We start from the raw sequence: 15,102 nt of genomic DNA, 5'->3' as shown, positions 1-15,102 counted from the left end.
ATTCACCGCCTACGTGGAAAGAGTATTGGTTCCGGAACTTGCGCCGGGAACGGTGGTCATTCTGGACAACCTCGCTACACACAAGAGCGCCGCCGCGGCCAAGGCCATGCGAGACGCCGGATGCTGGTTCCTGTTCCTGCCGCCCTATAGCCCCGACCTCAACCCCATCGAAATGGCGTTCTCGAAGCTCAAGGCTCACCTCCGCAGGATCGGCGCTCGCACCTTCACCGAATTGTTCGGCGCCATCGCCCAGGTCTGCGATCTCTATTCTCCGCAAGAATGCTGGAGCTACTTCAAGGCTGCCGGATATGTCTCAGGTTAATGGCGGGGTGCTTTAACCTTAATAATGGTTAAGGTTAATGAGGTTGAAAACAGAGGGACCTGTGGTGGATATGGAACGGGCCAACGGCTTCCCGTGTTTGATCGCTGTCGGTCTGAACGAAAACAGGGCGCCCGATCCGGGCGCCCTGCTTTCCATGATGGAGCGGCCGATCACATGCCTTCGTAGAGCGGGAAGCGGGCGCAGAGCGCCTTGGCCTCGGCCTTGACCTTTTCTTCGACCTCGCCGTTGCCCTCTTCGCCATTGGCGGCCAGGCCATCAACGACCTCGACGATCATCCGGGCGATGGCGCGGAACTCTTCCTCGGCGAAGCCGCGGGTGGTGCCGGCCGGGGTGCCGAGACGGATGCCCGAGGTGACGAAGGGCTTTTCCGGGTCGAACGGGATGCCGTTCTTGTTGCAGGTGATGAAGGCCCGGCCGAGCGCCTTCTCGGTGGCCTTGCCGGTGACGCCCTTCGGACGCAGGTCCGCCAGCATCAAGTGGTTGTCGGTGCCGCCCGAAACCACGTTGATGCCGCCCTTCAGAAGCTCGTCCGCCATGGCGCGGGCATTGGCCACGACCCGGGCTGCGTAATCCTTGAACTCGGGGCGCAGCGCCTCGCCGAAAGCGACGGCCTTGGCCGCGATCACATGCATGAGTGGGCCACCCTGCAGGCCGGGGAAGACGGCCGAGTTCACCTTCTTGGCGATATCGGCGTGATTGGTCAGGATCATGCCGCCGCGCGGACCGCGCAGGGATTTATGCGTCGTGGTGGTCACGACATGGGAATGGGGCAGGGGCGAGGGGTGGGCGCCGCCCGCCACGAGACCGGCGATATGGGCCATGTCGACCATCAGGTAGGCACCGACCTCGTCGGCGATGGCGCGGAAGGCGGCCCAGTCCCAGACGCGGGAATAGGCGGTACCGCCGGCGACGATCAGCTTCGGCTTGTGCTCCAGCGCCTTGGCGCGGATGTCTTCCATGTCGAGCAGGCTGTCTTGCTTGCGCACGCCGTAGGAGACGACATTGAACCACTTGCCGGACATGTTCACGGGCGAACCGTGGGTCAGGTGCCCGCCGGAATTGAGGTCCAGCCCCATGAAGGTGTCGCCCGGCTCAAGCAGCGCCAGGAACACGGCCTGGTTCATCTGGCTACCCGAGTTCGGCTGCACATTGGCGAATTCACAGTCGAAAAGCTGCTTGGCGCGTTCGATGGCGAGGTTCTCGGCGATATCGACGAAATGGCAGCCGCCATAGTAACGCCGGCCCGGATACCCTTCGGCGTATTTGTTGGTCATGACCGAGCCCTGCGCCTCAAGGACGGCGCGGCTGACGATGTTCTCCGACGCGATCAGTTCGATCTCGTCCCGCTGGCGGCCGAGTTCGAGGCGGATGGTTTCCGCGATCTCGGGGTCGCGGGAGGCGAGGGCCTCGGTGAAAAAGCCGGTATCCTGTGTCATGGCGGTTCCCTTGTGGCGCGGGCCCGGAGCGGGCCGCATGATTGCTTTGCCGGGGATGTAGCTCAACATTGCAAAAGACAAAAGCCGAGATCCCGCCTCTTTGCCCGCTTGCGCGTCAATATGCGAGGCTTGCGTTTCCTATGGCGGCGGGGGATGACGTTTGCGAAACCATCGTCGCGCCGCGGGAGGGCCCGGAAAAGGATGAGCAGAATTGCTTTCACGGCCAGCCGGGCCGATGTGGCCGAGGAGGCGCTGGCGGAACTGGTCGACATCTATGGGCAGGTGCCGCCGGAAGAGGCGGATTACATCGTCGCTCTCGGGGGGGATGGGTTCATGCTGCACACGCTGCATGACACGCAGCATCTCGACACGCCGGTCTACGGGATGAACCGGGGTACGGTCGGCTTCCTGATGAACGAGTACCAGCCCGAGGGGCTGACCGACCGGCTGGAGACCGCCGAAGAAGAGGTCATCACCCCCCTGGCCATGCGTGCGATCACCGCTGATGGTGAAATGCACGACGCTCTGGCGATCAACGAAGTGTCGCTCATCCGCGCCGGTCCGCAGGTGGCCAAGCTGCGCATCTCGGTCGATGGCCGGGTGCGGATGGAGGAACTCGTGGCAGATGGCGCGCTGGTGTCCACCCCGGCGGGCTCGACCGCTTACAACTATTCCGCGCACGGCCCGATCGTCCCCATCGGCTCGGAGGTCCTTGCGCTGACGGCGATGTCGGCCTTTCGCCCCCGGCGCTGGCGCGGGGCCTTGCTGCCTTCAACCTCCGAAGTGCGTTTCGACGTATTGCAGCCCGAGAAACGCCCGGTAATGGCCGAAGCCGACAGCCGTTCCGCGGTCCGGAATGTTGTCACGGTCCTGATCCGTAGCGAGCCGGGGTTGCGCCACCGGATCCTGTTCGATCCCGGGCACGGGCTGGAAGAGCGGTTGATCCGGGAACAGTTCGTCTGAGGGGGCGCGGGCCGGATCCGTCCTGCCTGTCGGGCTCCCAGCCCGCGCGCTTGCGATAGATCGTCGAAGGAGAGATAGCGAGTTCGCTGGCGGCCTGCGCGAAGGAACCGCCATGACGGGCGACGCACGCCGTCAGAACCCGGCGCTCGATTTCGGCAAAGGTCAGGCCCACGAGATCCTCCAACCGACCGGCGACGCTGACGGCCCGCGCATTCGCCGCTTCCGTCGGGCGGTCGGAAAGGGGGCCGAAACCCTGTTCCTGCGGTAGCATATCGGGCGTCACCAACTCGCCATCCTGCAACACTGCGATGTTCTGGATCGCGCTGACGACCTGCCGCACTTGCCGCGCCGACTTGGCTGCTCAGGGCGCCGACACAGGCACCTTGCCGAAAGCCAAACAGTTCCGCTTCCCGCCGCTTGGGCGCGATGGCGCCGCAGCGAAACCGGATGAAAGGCGTCTCGGCGCGCGGCCGAACGGATGCGTTCATAGACCTTTTGCATCGCCCGAGAATTGCCGATGAAGCCACAGACCCCACCCGGATCGTTCGCGTCTTCCGGAAATGGCGTTGGCGGTGCGCCGATATCCGCCTGCGCGTTGCGGATGGCTTCGAGAAATTGCTCGGCACCGAACGGTTTAAGGAGGAAGTTGAACGCCCCCTTGCGCATGGCCTCGACCGCGATGGGGACGGACCGGTTCGCCGTCACGACACTCACCCTGCAGCGTGGGGCAAGACGCAGGCAATTGGCCATCAGCGCCGATCCGTCCCCGTCCGGCAACCCGAGGTCCAACACGAGGATGTCGGGCAGCAACTCGCGGAACAGGGCCAGTCCGTCGGCTGCGGTCTCCGCCGGAATCGTCTTCAGGCCGGCATTGTGCAGAACGGCTTCGTAGATGCTGCGGAGCGCCGCGGTATCTTCGATGAGGAGGATTCGTTCATGTGCCGCTCTTGCCCGTCAGCTGGCTCCTTTCGCGCAGGATTTCCGAGAGAAGCTCTGAAAGGCCGGTTTCCAGTTGCGCGGCAAGAGCGCCGATCCGATCCTTGTCGGCATCCCGGGCCGCGGTTCAAAGCCTCCGAGAGCAGCTGGAGGCGGTCTGCCCCCGCGGCACCTGTCAGCGCGATCAGGATGTGGGTCTCCGCCCGAACACGGGCAAGGTCGAACGCCTTTACGGAGACCTGGACGGCCTTCAAGGCACGCTGGAGATCTGAATGCATCTCGTCGAGCAGGCAAACCGCCTGGTCCGACCCGGCGATGCGGATGAGTGATTGCAACCTGCAGCCAGACCCGGAAGCCTCCCGCGCTTTACCCGCGGCTTTCGACGCTGGTGCAACGCTATCGTGCTCCCGGGAGGCCAACAACTGCGCTAGGGGAGCGGCAAGGGTTTCGATCGCCATGATCGGTTTCGACTGTACCGCGTCTGCACCCAGATCCCGCAGGTGCCGTTCGTCCCGCTTTGTCATGTTGGAGCAGAGCGCCAGGATCGGCGGCAAACCGGGGCAGGCGGCGTATTCGGAAAGGGTTTCGAGCCCGGCTTCGTTATCCACGTCGATCAGGATAACGTCGTGGTTTCGAACTGCCCGCGGATCGGGCGTGGGTCCTTGCCTAGTCGCCATCTCGACCGACGCACCAAGATGGTTGAGAATCTGCACGAGCGTCAGGGTTGCGTGCGCATTCCTCGAAAAGACAAGCAGCCTGGCGCCCGCTATGCACCCGGGACCAGCGAGATCCGGATCCCTGCCTTGGCTCGATCCATCTCCAGATGGCGCCGGGAGTGTCGGCACGTCACAGGTCTCAACATTTTACAAGGCTCGGCTAGCGCCTTGCACCCTGCATGCCTTTGAAACAAGTCGTATCGAAGCAGTTGAGACAATCCGTCCGGCGCGAGGTCGGACGGAATGTGTTTTCTGATTTCAAGGGAGAGAGTTACTTAGCGTAACCTGCCGCTTTCAGCGCCTCGGTTATCTCGTCGAGAATTGCCGGATCGTCGATCGTGGCGGGCATCTTGTACTCCTCGCTATCGGCGATCTTCTGCATCGTTCCGCGCAGGATCTTGCCCGAACGAGTCTTCGGCAAACGGTCGACGACAACGGCGAGCTTGAAGGCGGCAACCGGCCCGATCTCGTGGCGAACCATGCCAACACATTCGGCGATCACCTCTTCGGGCGAACGCTCATGCGAAGCGTTGAGGCAGAGGAAGCCGAAGGGAAGCTGGCCCTTGAGTGCATCGGCCACGCCGATGACGGCGCATTCGGCGACATCGGGATGCTCGGCCAGCACCTCTTCCATGGCGCCCGTCGAAAGGCGGTGACCGGCGACGTTGATGACGTCATCGGTGCGCGACATGATATAGAGGTACCCGTCCTCGTCCTTGTAGCCGGCATCGCCCGTCTCGTAGTAGCCGGGGAAATGCTCCAGGTAGGATTTCTTGTAGCGTTCCTCGGCATTCCACAGCGTTTGCAATGTGCCCGGCGGCAGCGGCAGTTTGATGGCGATGGCGCCCATCGTGCCGGCGCCTTCCACCTCGTGGCCCCCCTCGTCGAGGATATGCACCTCGTAACCCGGCATCGGCACCGACGGCGAGCCAAGCTTGGTCGGAAGCTCCTCGATCCCGATCGGGTTGGCGGCAATCGCCCAGCCGGTCTCGGTCTGCCACCAGTGGTCGACCACCGGCACGCCGAGATGCTCCTGTGCCCATTTCACCGTGTCCGGATCGGCCCGTTCGCCGGCCAGGAACAGTGCCTGCAGGTCATGCAGCTTGTAGCGCTTGACCCATTCACCATTCGGGTCCTCGCGCTTGATGGCGCGCAGCGCGGTCGGCGCGGTAAAGAAGCTCTTCACGCGGTGGTTCTGGATGATCTTCCAGAAGACGCCGGCATGCGGCGTGCCGATCGGCTTGCCTTCGAAAACCAGCGTCTCGGCGCCTGCGAGCAGCGGGCCGTAGCAGATATAGGAATGGCCCACGACCCAGCCGACATCGGAGGCCGCCCAGAAACGCTCGCCCGGTCCGACATTGTAGATGTTCTCCATCGACCATTGCAGCGCCACGATATGGCCGGCCGTGGAGCGCACGACCCCCTTGGGCTGGCCGGTGGTGCCGGAGGTATAGAGGACATAGGCCGGGTGGTTGCCCTCGACGGGCAGGCAATCCACCGGCTTCACGCCATACTGGAAGGCATGCCAGTCGAAATCGCGCCCGTCGATCAACTTCGCCACTTCCTGCTCGCGCTGGAAGACGACGCAGAATTCCGGCTTGTGCTCGGCCGCCTCGATGGCGTTGTCCAGCAGCGGCTTGTAGTGGACAACCCGGCCCGGCTCCAGACCACAGGAGGCCGCGATGATCGCCTTGGGCTTGGCGTCGTCGATCCGCACCGCCAACTCATGGGCCGCGAAGCCACCGAAAACCACGGAATGCACCGCGCCGATCCGGGCACAGGCCAGCATCGCCTCCAGCGCCTCGGGCACCATCGGCATGTAGATGATCACCCGGTCGCCCTTCTCAACGCCGCGCATCTTGAGCGCACCGGCGAGCGTGGCCACGCGGTCGCGCAGCTCGGAATAGGTGATGCCCTTGGTCGAATGGGTGATCGGGCTCTCATGCATGATCGCAAGATTGTCGCCGCGCCCGGCTTCCACATGGCGGTCCACCGCGTTGTAGCAGGTGTTGACCAGCGCATCCGAGAACCACTCATACATCGGGGCCTTGTCATCGAAGAGCGCCTTCGACGGCGGCTGGAACCAGTCCACCGCCTCGGCCGCCTTCATCCAGAACGCCTCCGGATCCTCTTTCCAGGCGCCATAGATGTCGGAATATCCCATGAGTTCTCTCCCTGCAAAACTTTGCGAGAGTTACGCAAATGGGGCGGTTTCGCGCAAGTCTGTTGCGCGGGCACTTCGTCGCGTTTTCGGCGCTAACGGATGCTGCAGTGCCGAGGCATGATGCCGCAGTGCAGCGTCAGGGCGGCGCGAAGCCCGTTCCATACTTCCTCTTTCCCGAAATATCCTCGGGGGTAGTGCCCGGCGGGCGCCGGGGGGCAGACAGCCCCCCGTCCTACCGGTAACAGCCTGTGCGACCCTGCGCGCGCATGCGGGCCGTTCCTTTCTTGCATCATCGGCCCTTGCCGAACACACTGGCGCAAACGGAGGTCCCCATGTCTGATACCCCCCTGATTGCGGCCGCGCGGGCCATCCGCGAAAACGCTTATGCCCCCTACTCGAATTTCAAGGTCGGCGCGGCCATGCGTACCCCATCCGGCACGGTCTATGCCGGCGTCAATGTCGAGAACATCGCCTATCCCGAAGGAACCTGCGCCGAGGCCGGAGCCATCGCGGCGATGGCCGCGGCGGGCGAATATGCCATCGCGGAAGTGGCGGTGATCGCTGACAGCCCGGCGCCGGTCCCCCCCTGCGGCGGCTGCCGCCAGAAGCTGCGGGAATTCGCGGTGAATGGCGACGTCAGGGTCACCATGGCCACGACGGATGGCGCGACGCTGACCATGACCGTCTCCGAACTGCTGCCCGGAGCCTTTGGCGCCGAACATATGGAAAAGGCATAACCCATGGAAGCAAAACGCATTCTGGCGACGCTGCGCCTCGGCGAGCAGCCGACGGCCGAGGAAATGGCGTGGTTCGGGGCGGCCATCGGTTCGGGCGAGGTGACAGATGCCCAGGCTGGCGCCTTCGCCATGGGAGTCTGCCGCGATCCGCTCGGCGAGGAGGCGCGGGTGGCGCTGACACTGGCGATGCGCGACAGCGGCAAGGTGCTGGACTGGGCGATGCACGGCCCCGTCGTCGACAAGCATTCCACCGGCGGCGTGGGGGACTGCGTGTCGCTGCCGCTCGCCCCGGCGCTCGCGGCCTGCGGCGCCTATGTTCCGATGATCTCGGGGCGCGGGCTTGGCCATACGGGGGGCACTTTGGACAAGCTGGAGGCGATCCCCGGCTATACGGCGGAGGTCTCCGAGGTTCGGCTGCGCGAGATCGTGGGATCGGTCGGCTGCGCCATCGTCGGCGCTTCGGCCAATATCGCCCCGGCCGACAAGCGGCTCTACGCGATCCGAGACGTGACCGGCACGGTGGAGAGCATCGATCTGATCACCGCCTCGATCCTGTCCAAGAAGCTCGCCGCCGGGCTCGACGCGCTGGTGCTCGACGTCAAGATGGGCTCGGGCGCCTTCATGAAGGATATTGTCGAAGCGCGGGCCCTGGCGCACTCGCTCGTCGACACGGCAGAGGGCGCGGGCTGCCGCGCCTCGGCCCTGATCACCGAAATGGGCGAGCCGCTGGTCGAAACCGCCGGCAACGCGCTGGAAGTGGCCGAGTCGATGAAAACGCTGACCGGCGAGGCCGTGGCCACCCCTCTCTGGGATCTGACCGTGGCGCTTGGCGGCGAGCTCCTGGCGCTTTGCGGCATCGCGCCCGACGAAGCAGACGGGCGCGGACGCATCGAAGCTGTGCTGCGCTCGGGTGAGGCGGCGGAAACCTTCGAGCGCATGATCCACGCGCTTGGCGGGCCGGCCGATTTCGTCGGCGCCTGGCGCCGGCATCTCCCAGTGGCCCCGGTGGTGCGCGACATCTTCCCCGACACCGACGGCGTGGTGGAAACGGTCGATACCGAGGCCGTGGGCATGGCGGTTGTCCTGCTCGGCGGCGGACGGCTCAGGGAAGGCGATCGGCTCGACCCCTCGGTCGGCTTCGACCGGCTGGCGGGGATCGGCACGGCGGTCTCTAGCAAGCAACCGCTGGCGCAGGTCCATGCCGCCACCGAAGGGGCCGCGGAAGCTGCGGCCAAGGCAATCCGCGCTGCCTACCGGATCACGCGGGATGGCGCCCCGGCCCCCGAGCTTATCCATGAAAGGATTACCTCATGACTCGTGCATTCCTGGTGGTGATGGACTCGGTCGGCTGCGGCGGCGCGCCGGATGCGGATCGTTTCTTCAACGACGGTGTGCCCGATACCGGCGCCAACACGCTCCTCCATATCGCGCAGGCCTGTGCCGAGGGCCGGGCCGAGGAGGGGCGCAGCGGGCCGCTGAAACTGCCCAATCTCGATGCGCTTGGGCTGGGCGAAGCCGTCAAGCTCGGCGGTGGCGAGGCCGCGCCCAACCTCGGAGCCATGCCACAGGGCCGCTATGGTGCAGCCGAGGAAACCTCCCCCGGAAAGGACACGCCTTCGGGCCATTGGGAACTGGCCGGCGTGCCGGTGCCGTGGGATTGGCACTATTTCCCCAAGCAGGAACCGACTTTTCCCGAGGCGATAACCCGCGCCGTCTGCGAGCTGGCCGAAACGCCCGCGACCCTCGGCAATTGCCACGCCAGCGGCACGGAGATCATCTCGCGGTTGGGCGCGGAACATATGAAGACCGGCTGGCCGATCTGCTACACCTCCGCCGACAGCGTGTTCCAGATCGCTGCCCATGAGGAAACCTTCGGCGAGCAGCGGCTGCAGGACCTCTGCAAGCGCCTCGCACCGATGCTGCACGAGATGAAGGTCGGCCGCGTCATCTCGCGCCCCTTCGTCGGCTCGCCCGAGGCGGGCTTCACCCGCACCTCGAACCGGCACGACTACGCTATCTCCCCACCGGAACCGACGCTTTGCGACTGGGTGCAGGAGGCCGGCGGCAAGGTGCTTGCCGTGGGCAAGATCGGGGACATCTTCTCCATGAAAGGCATCGACGAGGTCCGCACGGGGCCGGACGCGCAACTCATGACGCATCTCGACTATTACCTGTCCGAAGCGCCGGAAGGCAGTCTGACTTTCGCCAATTTCGTTGAATTCGACAGCCTTTACGGCCACCGGCGGAACGTTTCCGGCTACGCCCGCGCGCTCGAATGGTTCGACGCGGAAATCGGCAAGATCCTCGTAGGCCTACAGCCGGGCGACCTGATGGTGCTGACCGCCGATCACGGAAACGACCCGACCTGGCACGGCACTGATCACACGAGGGAACGGGTTCCGGTTCTGGTGCACGGGGCAGGGCAGGGGAGCTTGGGCAATGTCGCCTTCGCGGATGTCGCGGCCTCCATCGCCGCCCATCTCGGCATCGCCGCCCGTGGACCGGGCAGGAATTTCCTGCCTCCCCGGTCAACCGCGTAACGCGCGCGTACGGGAACGACACGGCATCCTTCCTCTTTCCCAAAATATCCTGGGGGAAACGCCCGCAAGTGCGTGGGGGGCAAAGCCCCCCGTCACCAGATCAGGGAATGCCGCGCGGCTATGGCCGCGCGACCGTGGCGTCTCGGCTCAGTTGAACGCGGCCGCCCGCTCGATCAACTCCGGCAAGTCCGGCTCGTCCGGGTTCCGCGGCAGGCCCGGATGGATAATCGAAACCTGGCAGCTCTCGGCCGCTTCCACGAGTTGGCGATAAGTCCCGCCATCGGGGTCCGCCACATAGGCCTGCATGTTCTCGTTATAGGCGAAGAGCTTGTCATTCGTCTGAACGCATTCATTGCAGGTCGTGCAGCGCGGCGTCTCGATCCAGGCCGCGCCATCGGAGGTCGCGCTTTCGACCGGCGCTGCCGGTTCCGGAACCGCGGGTTTTTCGACCGGTTTCGCATCCGCCTCGACAGCCTTCGCCGCCGGTGCCGCCGCCTGCTGCGTGGAAGTCGCTTCGCGCTTCAGGCGTTCTTCGGCCAGCGCCCTGCGCGAATGCGAGTTGTTGATCCCGGCCAGTTCCTGCAGCCGCCGCCATGCATCGATGCAGCGGCTCGCAGCTTCGGCGATCTTGGTGTCGACCACCACGCTGAAGAGCTGGTTCTCCGGGTCGATCACCCGAACGCAGGGGCTCCGCGTCGGGTCCGTGTCCGGCACGCAGGTGAGCCATTCCGCCGCCGAGACCCGGTCCAACGCGTCTTCGCAGGCATCCGAGAGATGGCAGAAGCGGGTGTAGCGCGAGTCGCAGATCGCGAAATCGGCAAAGGTGAATGCGAGCGTCTCCGTCTGCCGCTCCCCTTTCGCATTCTCGTAGACCACCTCGTGAACCGGCCAGTCCTTCTCCGCCTCCGGGTTGCCCGCGAGGCTGAAACGCGATGCCCAGTCCGATCCCGCGGAGGGATCGTAGGTGAAGCTGGGGAAGGCCCGCGCCTCGGTTGCCGCCGCCGAGAGGATATAGGGCTCGACATCGGGAACGTTCGGAGTGGCGCCGGAATAGATGCTGAAGAGCGCCGGCCCCTCGTAGCGCATCCCGCGTTCCAGCCCGTCGATCATGCGGTTGATATGCGCGCTTGAGGTCTGGCAGACGAAGGCGTTGTTCAGCCCCATCGCCATTGCCGCAAGCCGCGCGGTGCCTGCACCGAAGCTGTTGACCGGCGGCTCGGGCGAGGTCGGCCCAAGCAGGTCGTCGACCTGAACAAGCACCGTGATCGGCAGCCCGCAGGCCAGCGCCTCGAAGCTGCGGGCGGTCTCGGCCGAAACCGTCTCGCCGTCCCGCAGACAGACCAGCGCCGAAGGCAGCATGTTGATCTGCTCGGCCGACATGTCGCTTTCGTCGAACCGCGCAAGGATCTGGTCATGCAACTCCGGACGGTACTTGTTCTCGACCTCCAGCTCCGCCACCGTCAGCGCCTTGGTGAAGGCGAGAACATCCGGCAACCGGTCCCGATAGGCATCAAGCGCCGCCGAACAGGTATCGAACGTGTAGTTATAGGGGTCGCGCTTGCAGGGCGTGGTGTCTGAGGCCCGCCCCGGCCCGTAGAAGGGCTGACCCTTGAGCACCTGCAACGCGTCGCGGATTCGGGCAACCCGGTCGACCGGCAGCCGGTCCTCCGGCCGCGCGCGTTCCAGCACGGCCGAGAGCGCACCGAAATCGATCGAACCATCGGCGGTGGCGCCCATGGCGGCTTCCAGCGCCTCGGCACCATGCGCTTCGTCCGACTTCATGTGGTCGGATTTCAGGATATCCGACAGACGCAGGATCAGGCTGTCCACCACCCGGCGGAAGCGCCGCGCCTTGGCAGCCTGCTTGGCGCTCCAGGCGTGGCGCAGCACCTTGGCCGGCGTCTCGCCATTGCAGCCGATCACCAGCCCGTCATAGGGCAGGCGCTTGCGGGCGATCTCGAAATTGTTGTCCAGCCCGCCGAACGGGCCTTCTCCCTTCGCGCGGATCATCTCGGCCGTGCAATCGCGCCAGAAATCCGACAGGCGGGCTTCCTCGCCGGCGAGCACCCGGCGGCGAATATCCGCCTCCAGCTGCAACAACTGCTGGCGCATGGCCTCGCCTGTGAGGTCCTTCGGCGCCACCAGCCGCAGCGTTCCGTCGATGATGCGGCTGAGCGGGCGCACCAGCGGCCGCCCCTCGCCGAAATCGACCAGCACCAGCGGGTAGTCATGGCGCAGATTCGCCAGATCCGCATAGCGGGCGAAAAGTGCCGGGCGCAGCGTCTTGGTGACGGGCGCATGTGCGGCAGGGTTCGCAACGATTTTTCCGTGTTTCATGGCTCGTTACCTTTCGGCCTGCTCGGATTCGGCAGGCCAGATGCCGACCTTGTCGAATTCCTCGTTGAGCACGGTTTCGACCAGCGCCGGCGTGCTCGGCCGCTCGCCTGCGCGCAGCTCGTCATAGCAGGGCACATCCGGGTTTCGGTACAGCACGCCCACCGGCACCTCGTCACTGAGCGCGGCCAGCGCCAGCGCCCGCGGCATGTCGCGGGGGTCGTGCGTTTCCTGGTTCTTGTAGACGCGCGAGATTTCCGGCTTGAGGCGCAACCCGTTGGAATGGGTCAGAAGCCGCGTGCGCGCCGGGTCCTGCATCCAGTTGTCGAAATGGTGGTCCATGAAGTTCGGGCACCGTTGCAGGATGCGGATAAAGGAGAACCCCTTGTGCCGATAGGCCATTTGCAGGGTCTCGTAGAGCAGGTCCGGGATCCAGTCGACGCATTGGGCCACGAAGGAGACGTTGGAGATACCCAGCGTCACCGTCAGCGGGTTGAGCGGGTTCAGCATCGCCCCGCCAGGCGTCGTGTTGGTCGAAAGCCCCTTGGGCGAGGTCGGCGAGGCTTGTTTCTTGGTCAGCCCGTAAACCTGGTTGTCATGCAGCATGACGACCATGTTCATGTTGTAGCGCACCGCGTGCAGCCAGTGCGCCGCACCAATGGAGCAGTTGTCGCCATCGCCGGTGGTGACGAAGACATTCAGGTCCGGCCGGCGGATCTTGATCCCCTCGGCAATCGGCAATGCGCGGCCATGGATGCCGTGGAAACCGTAGGCGTTCATGTAATGCGGCAGTCGCGAGGCGCAGCCGATCCCGGAGACGCAGACCGTCTTTTCCGGGGGAAGCTGCTCGTCGCGGCAGAGCCGCTGCATCGCCGTCAGGATCGCGGTATCGCCGCAGCCCGTGCACCAGCGCGGGGCAATCTCGCTCTGGTAGTCCTTCATGGCGTAGTCGGTCTGTACCATCTGGGCCAGGCACTGGCTCATCGTGGCAGTCATTGCTCTTCTCCTCGTGCCTGAACCAGTTTGGCAAGGGCGGCGTCATGGATTGCGCCGGGTTTGAGCGGTTGTCCGCGCGCGTTGCCCCAGCAATCCACATCGACCAGCCAGCGCGACCGGAGCAGCATCGCCAGATGCGAATAGCGACGGTTGTTCTCGTCGATCAGCGGGTCCGAAACCGGGTCGTTCCAGTTGTTCTCGATGGTCATGACGCGGTCGAACCGCTTCATCACCTTGTCGATGCCCGAGGCCATGGGCTGCAGGAACTTCAGGTGCAACGAGGAGACCTTGTGCCCCTCGGCGCGCAGCCGGTCGACGGCTTCCTGGATCGCGCCGCGGGTCGAACCCCAGCCGAGAAGAAGCAATTCGCCCTCGTCTCCTCCATGAACCGGCTCCAGCCGCAGCGTCTTCTGGAAGGCCGCGAGCTTGCGGGAGCGGTTGAGCAACCCTTCCTCGTTGATCTGCGGGTCATAGGCGACATGGCTGTCGCGGTCATGCGCAAGTCCGGTGAGGCAGTGCATCCCGTTCGGCTGGCCGGGGATGAAGCGCGTGGCAATGCCGGTGCGCTCGTCCCAGTCATAAGGATGGGCATGCTCGGGCACCGCGCTCTGGTTCACCGGCGGGGCGAGCCAGTCGGCGCGGAATTTCGGCCGCTTGTAGGGCTGCTGCGCGGTTGCGAGCGCCGCGTCCGACAGGATCACCACGACCATGTTGAAGGTCTCGGCGATCTTGCGGGCGGTGATGACAGAGTGGAAGCAATCCTCGATGGAGGAAACCGCCATGATCACCTTTGGCGCGTCGCCATGGGTACCGAACATGGCGGACATCAGGTCCCCCTGCTCGACCTTGGTCGGCAGGCCGGTCGAGGGCCCTCCGCGCTGCACGTCGATCACGACGAGCGGGATTTCGGACATCACGGCCAGCCCGATGGCCTCCTGCTTGAGCGAGAGGCCCGGCCCGGAGGTGATCGTCACCGCGCATTTGCCGGCATAGGAGGCGCCGATCGCAAAGGCACAGGCCGAGATCTCGTCTTCCGCCTGGTGTACGACGCAGCCGACCTTTTCGAAGATGCTCGACAGGTAATGGCTGGCCGAGGTTGCCGGCGTGATGGGATACATCGCGCAGACTTCCATGCCGGAAGCCACGGTGCCGAGCGCCAGCGCGGCGTTGCCGTTCATCACTACCTGTTCTTCGGCCACGGGCGGCGCGGGGATTGTGTACGCGATGTCGAGATTGGCCTCGGCCCATGCGCGGCCCGCATCGAGAAGCTCGATATTGGCATTGATGATGCGCTGGTCCTTCTTGGCGAAGATATAGCGCACCTGTGCCCGCGCCTTTTCCGCATCGAGCGAATAGATCGCGCAGAGCATGCCGAGCACGAACATGTTCTTGCCCTTGCGCGGATCGGGCACGTATTTCTGACACTCCTTCTCCATCGGAACTTCGATGAGATTGTAGCCCGCTTCCCGCACCTCGGCGCAGACCTTCACATAGGCCGTCGCGATGGAGGGGTTGAGATCATTCTCCCAGGCGTTCTCCATCAGGATCGTCGCGCCCGGCTTCACTTCGCCTGCCCGCAGGCGGCTCAGCAGAACCTGCTCGTTGAACGCCACCACCAGATCGGCTTCGTCGCCGATATTGGTGACGGGTTTGGCCGCCATGCGGACCCGGTTGCCCGACGCACCCGCGATGGAGCGGTGCGGCGGCTGGATCTCGGCGGGGATGATCTCCACCGTCCAGATCCCCATGCCCATCCGCGCCGCGATCGACGCCAGCGACTGCCCGCAGCGCTGCGCGCCTTCACCGGAGTCCGAAACGATCTCGACGATATGTTCCTCGATCACCTCAGCCGGTCTTCCGGCTTTCGGTGGAACCCGGTCCATTGGATCGGCGATCTCGGCAAAAACCTGTGTGCCTTCCGTTGTCATTGCCCTGCT

At 64.9% G+C, this 15,102-nt stretch carries 12 protein-coding genes and 2 pseudogenes; 6 read left to right on the top strand and 8 right to left on the bottom strand.

The window, feature by feature from the left end; all coding sequences use genetic code 11:
* Window positions 1-322: transposase (locus BLR85_RS19615; RefSeq protein ID WP_139188468.1), on the top strand; the 322-nt coding region annotated here is incomplete at its 5' end.
* 170 nt (window positions 323-492) lie between these two features.
* Here the strand turns inward: BLR85_RS19615 and glyA are convergent.
* Complete coding sequence (gene glyA / locus BLR85_RS19610) at window positions 493-1,779, bottom strand: serine hydroxymethyltransferase (protein ID WP_093161156.1); 1,287 nt, start codon at window positions 1,777-1,779, stop codon at window positions 493-495.
* Between the two features lie 201 nt (window positions 1,780-1,980).
* Here glyA and BLR85_RS19605 point away from each other — a divergent pair, with 201 nt between their 5' ends.
* Window positions 1,981-2,742, top strand: coding sequence for an NAD kinase (locus BLR85_RS19605; RefSeq protein WP_093161144.1), 762 nt, complete (start codon window positions 1,981-1,983; stop codon window positions 2,740-2,742).
* Here BLR85_RS19605 and BLR85_RS30535 read toward each other — a convergent pair.
* Window positions 2,642-2,914: a helix-turn-helix domain-containing protein gene (locus BLR85_RS30535; protein ID WP_425284494.1), complete on the bottom strand. Its 273-nt coding sequence runs from the start codon at window positions 2,912-2,914 to the stop codon at window positions 2,642-2,644. The genes BLR85_RS19605 and BLR85_RS30535 overlap by 101 nt on opposite strands.
* Here BLR85_RS30535 and BLR85_RS29955 point away from each other — a divergent pair.
* Window positions 2,855-3,010, top strand: coding sequence for a hypothetical protein (locus BLR85_RS29955; protein ID WP_244520797.1), 156 nt, complete (start codon window positions 2,855-2,857; stop codon window positions 3,008-3,010). The two genes, BLR85_RS30535 and BLR85_RS29955, sit on opposite strands and share 60 nt — an antisense overlap.
* A gap of 124 nt (window positions 3,011-3,134) precedes the next feature.
* On the opposite strand, the pseudogene BLR85_RS30530 reads toward BLR85_RS29955, so the two are convergent.
* The 3 genes and pseudogenes from BLR85_RS30530 to BLR85_RS19585 form a co-directional block, all read right to left on the bottom strand.
* Window positions 3,135-3,230: pseudogene (locus BLR85_RS30530) on the bottom strand (hypothetical protein); the annotation flags it as partial.
* Between the two features lie 121 nt (window positions 3,231-3,351).
* Window positions 3,352-3,663 (bottom strand): annotated as a pseudogene (locus BLR85_RS30525) (response regulator); the annotation flags it as partial.
* Between the two features lie 1,002 nt (window positions 3,664-4,665).
* Complete coding sequence (locus tag BLR85_RS19585; RefSeq protein WP_093161132.1) at window positions 4,666-6,558, bottom strand: propionyl-CoA synthetase; 1,893 nt, start codon at window positions 6,556-6,558, stop codon at window positions 4,666-4,668.
* A gap of 332 nt (window positions 6,559-6,890) precedes the next feature.
* On the opposite strand from BLR85_RS19585, the gene cdd reads away from it, so the two are divergent.
* From cdd to BLR85_RS19570, 3 genes are read left to right on the top strand one after another with little or no spacing between them, the layout of a single operon-like run.
* Entirely contained in the window at window positions 6,891-7,295 is a 405-nt protein-coding gene (gene cdd / locus BLR85_RS19580; protein ID WP_170844655.1) for a cytidine deaminase, read from the top strand.
* A gap of 3 nt (window positions 7,296-7,298) precedes the next feature.
* Complete coding sequence (locus BLR85_RS19575; RefSeq protein ID WP_093161126.1) at window positions 7,299-8,609, top strand: thymidine phosphorylase; 1,311 nt, start codon at window positions 7,299-7,301, stop codon at window positions 8,607-8,609.
* Window positions 8,606-9,835, top strand: coding sequence for a phosphopentomutase (locus BLR85_RS19570; RefSeq protein WP_093161123.1), 1,230 nt, complete (start codon window positions 8,606-8,608; stop codon window positions 9,833-9,835). The genes BLR85_RS19575 and BLR85_RS19570 overlap by 4 nt, the downstream gene beginning before the upstream one ends.
* A 147-nt stretch (window positions 9,836-9,982) precedes the next feature.
* On the opposite strand, the gene BLR85_RS19565 is transcribed toward BLR85_RS19570, so the two are convergent.
* Genes BLR85_RS19565 through BLR85_RS19555 form a run of 3 tightly spaced genes read right to left on the bottom strand, consistent with a single transcriptional unit; the run spans window position 9,983 to window position 15,093 of the window.
* On the bottom strand, window positions 9,983-12,172 hold the full coding sequence (locus BLR85_RS19565) for a ferredoxin (RefSeq protein ID WP_093161120.1): 2,190 nt from the start codon (window positions 12,170-12,172) through the stop codon (window positions 9,983-9,985).
* A 6-nt stretch (window positions 12,173-12,178) separates the two neighbouring features.
* Window positions 12,179-13,165, bottom strand: a complete 987-nt coding sequence (locus BLR85_RS19560) for a thiamine pyrophosphate-dependent enzyme (RefSeq protein WP_093161117.1) — start codon at window positions 13,163-13,165, stop codon at window positions 12,179-12,181.
* The gene (locus BLR85_RS19555; protein ID WP_212635114.1) at window positions 13,162-15,093 is read right to left on the bottom strand and encodes a 2-oxoacid:acceptor oxidoreductase subunit alpha; all 1,932 of its coding nucleotides are present in this window, start codon (window positions 15,091-15,093) and stop codon (window positions 13,162-13,164) included. The genes BLR85_RS19560 and BLR85_RS19555 overlap by 4 nt, the downstream gene beginning before the upstream one ends.
* Window positions 15,094-15,102 lie beyond the last annotated feature (9 nt).

The organism is Aliiruegeria lutimaris (assembly GCF_900099935.1).
Classification (GTDB): domain Bacteria; phylum Pseudomonadota; class Alphaproteobacteria; order Rhodobacterales; family Rhodobacteraceae; genus Tropicimonas; species Tropicimonas lutimaris.
The sequence above is the reverse complement of the archived record's forward strand: the minus strand, read 5'-3'. Positions and strand labels throughout refer to the sequence as shown.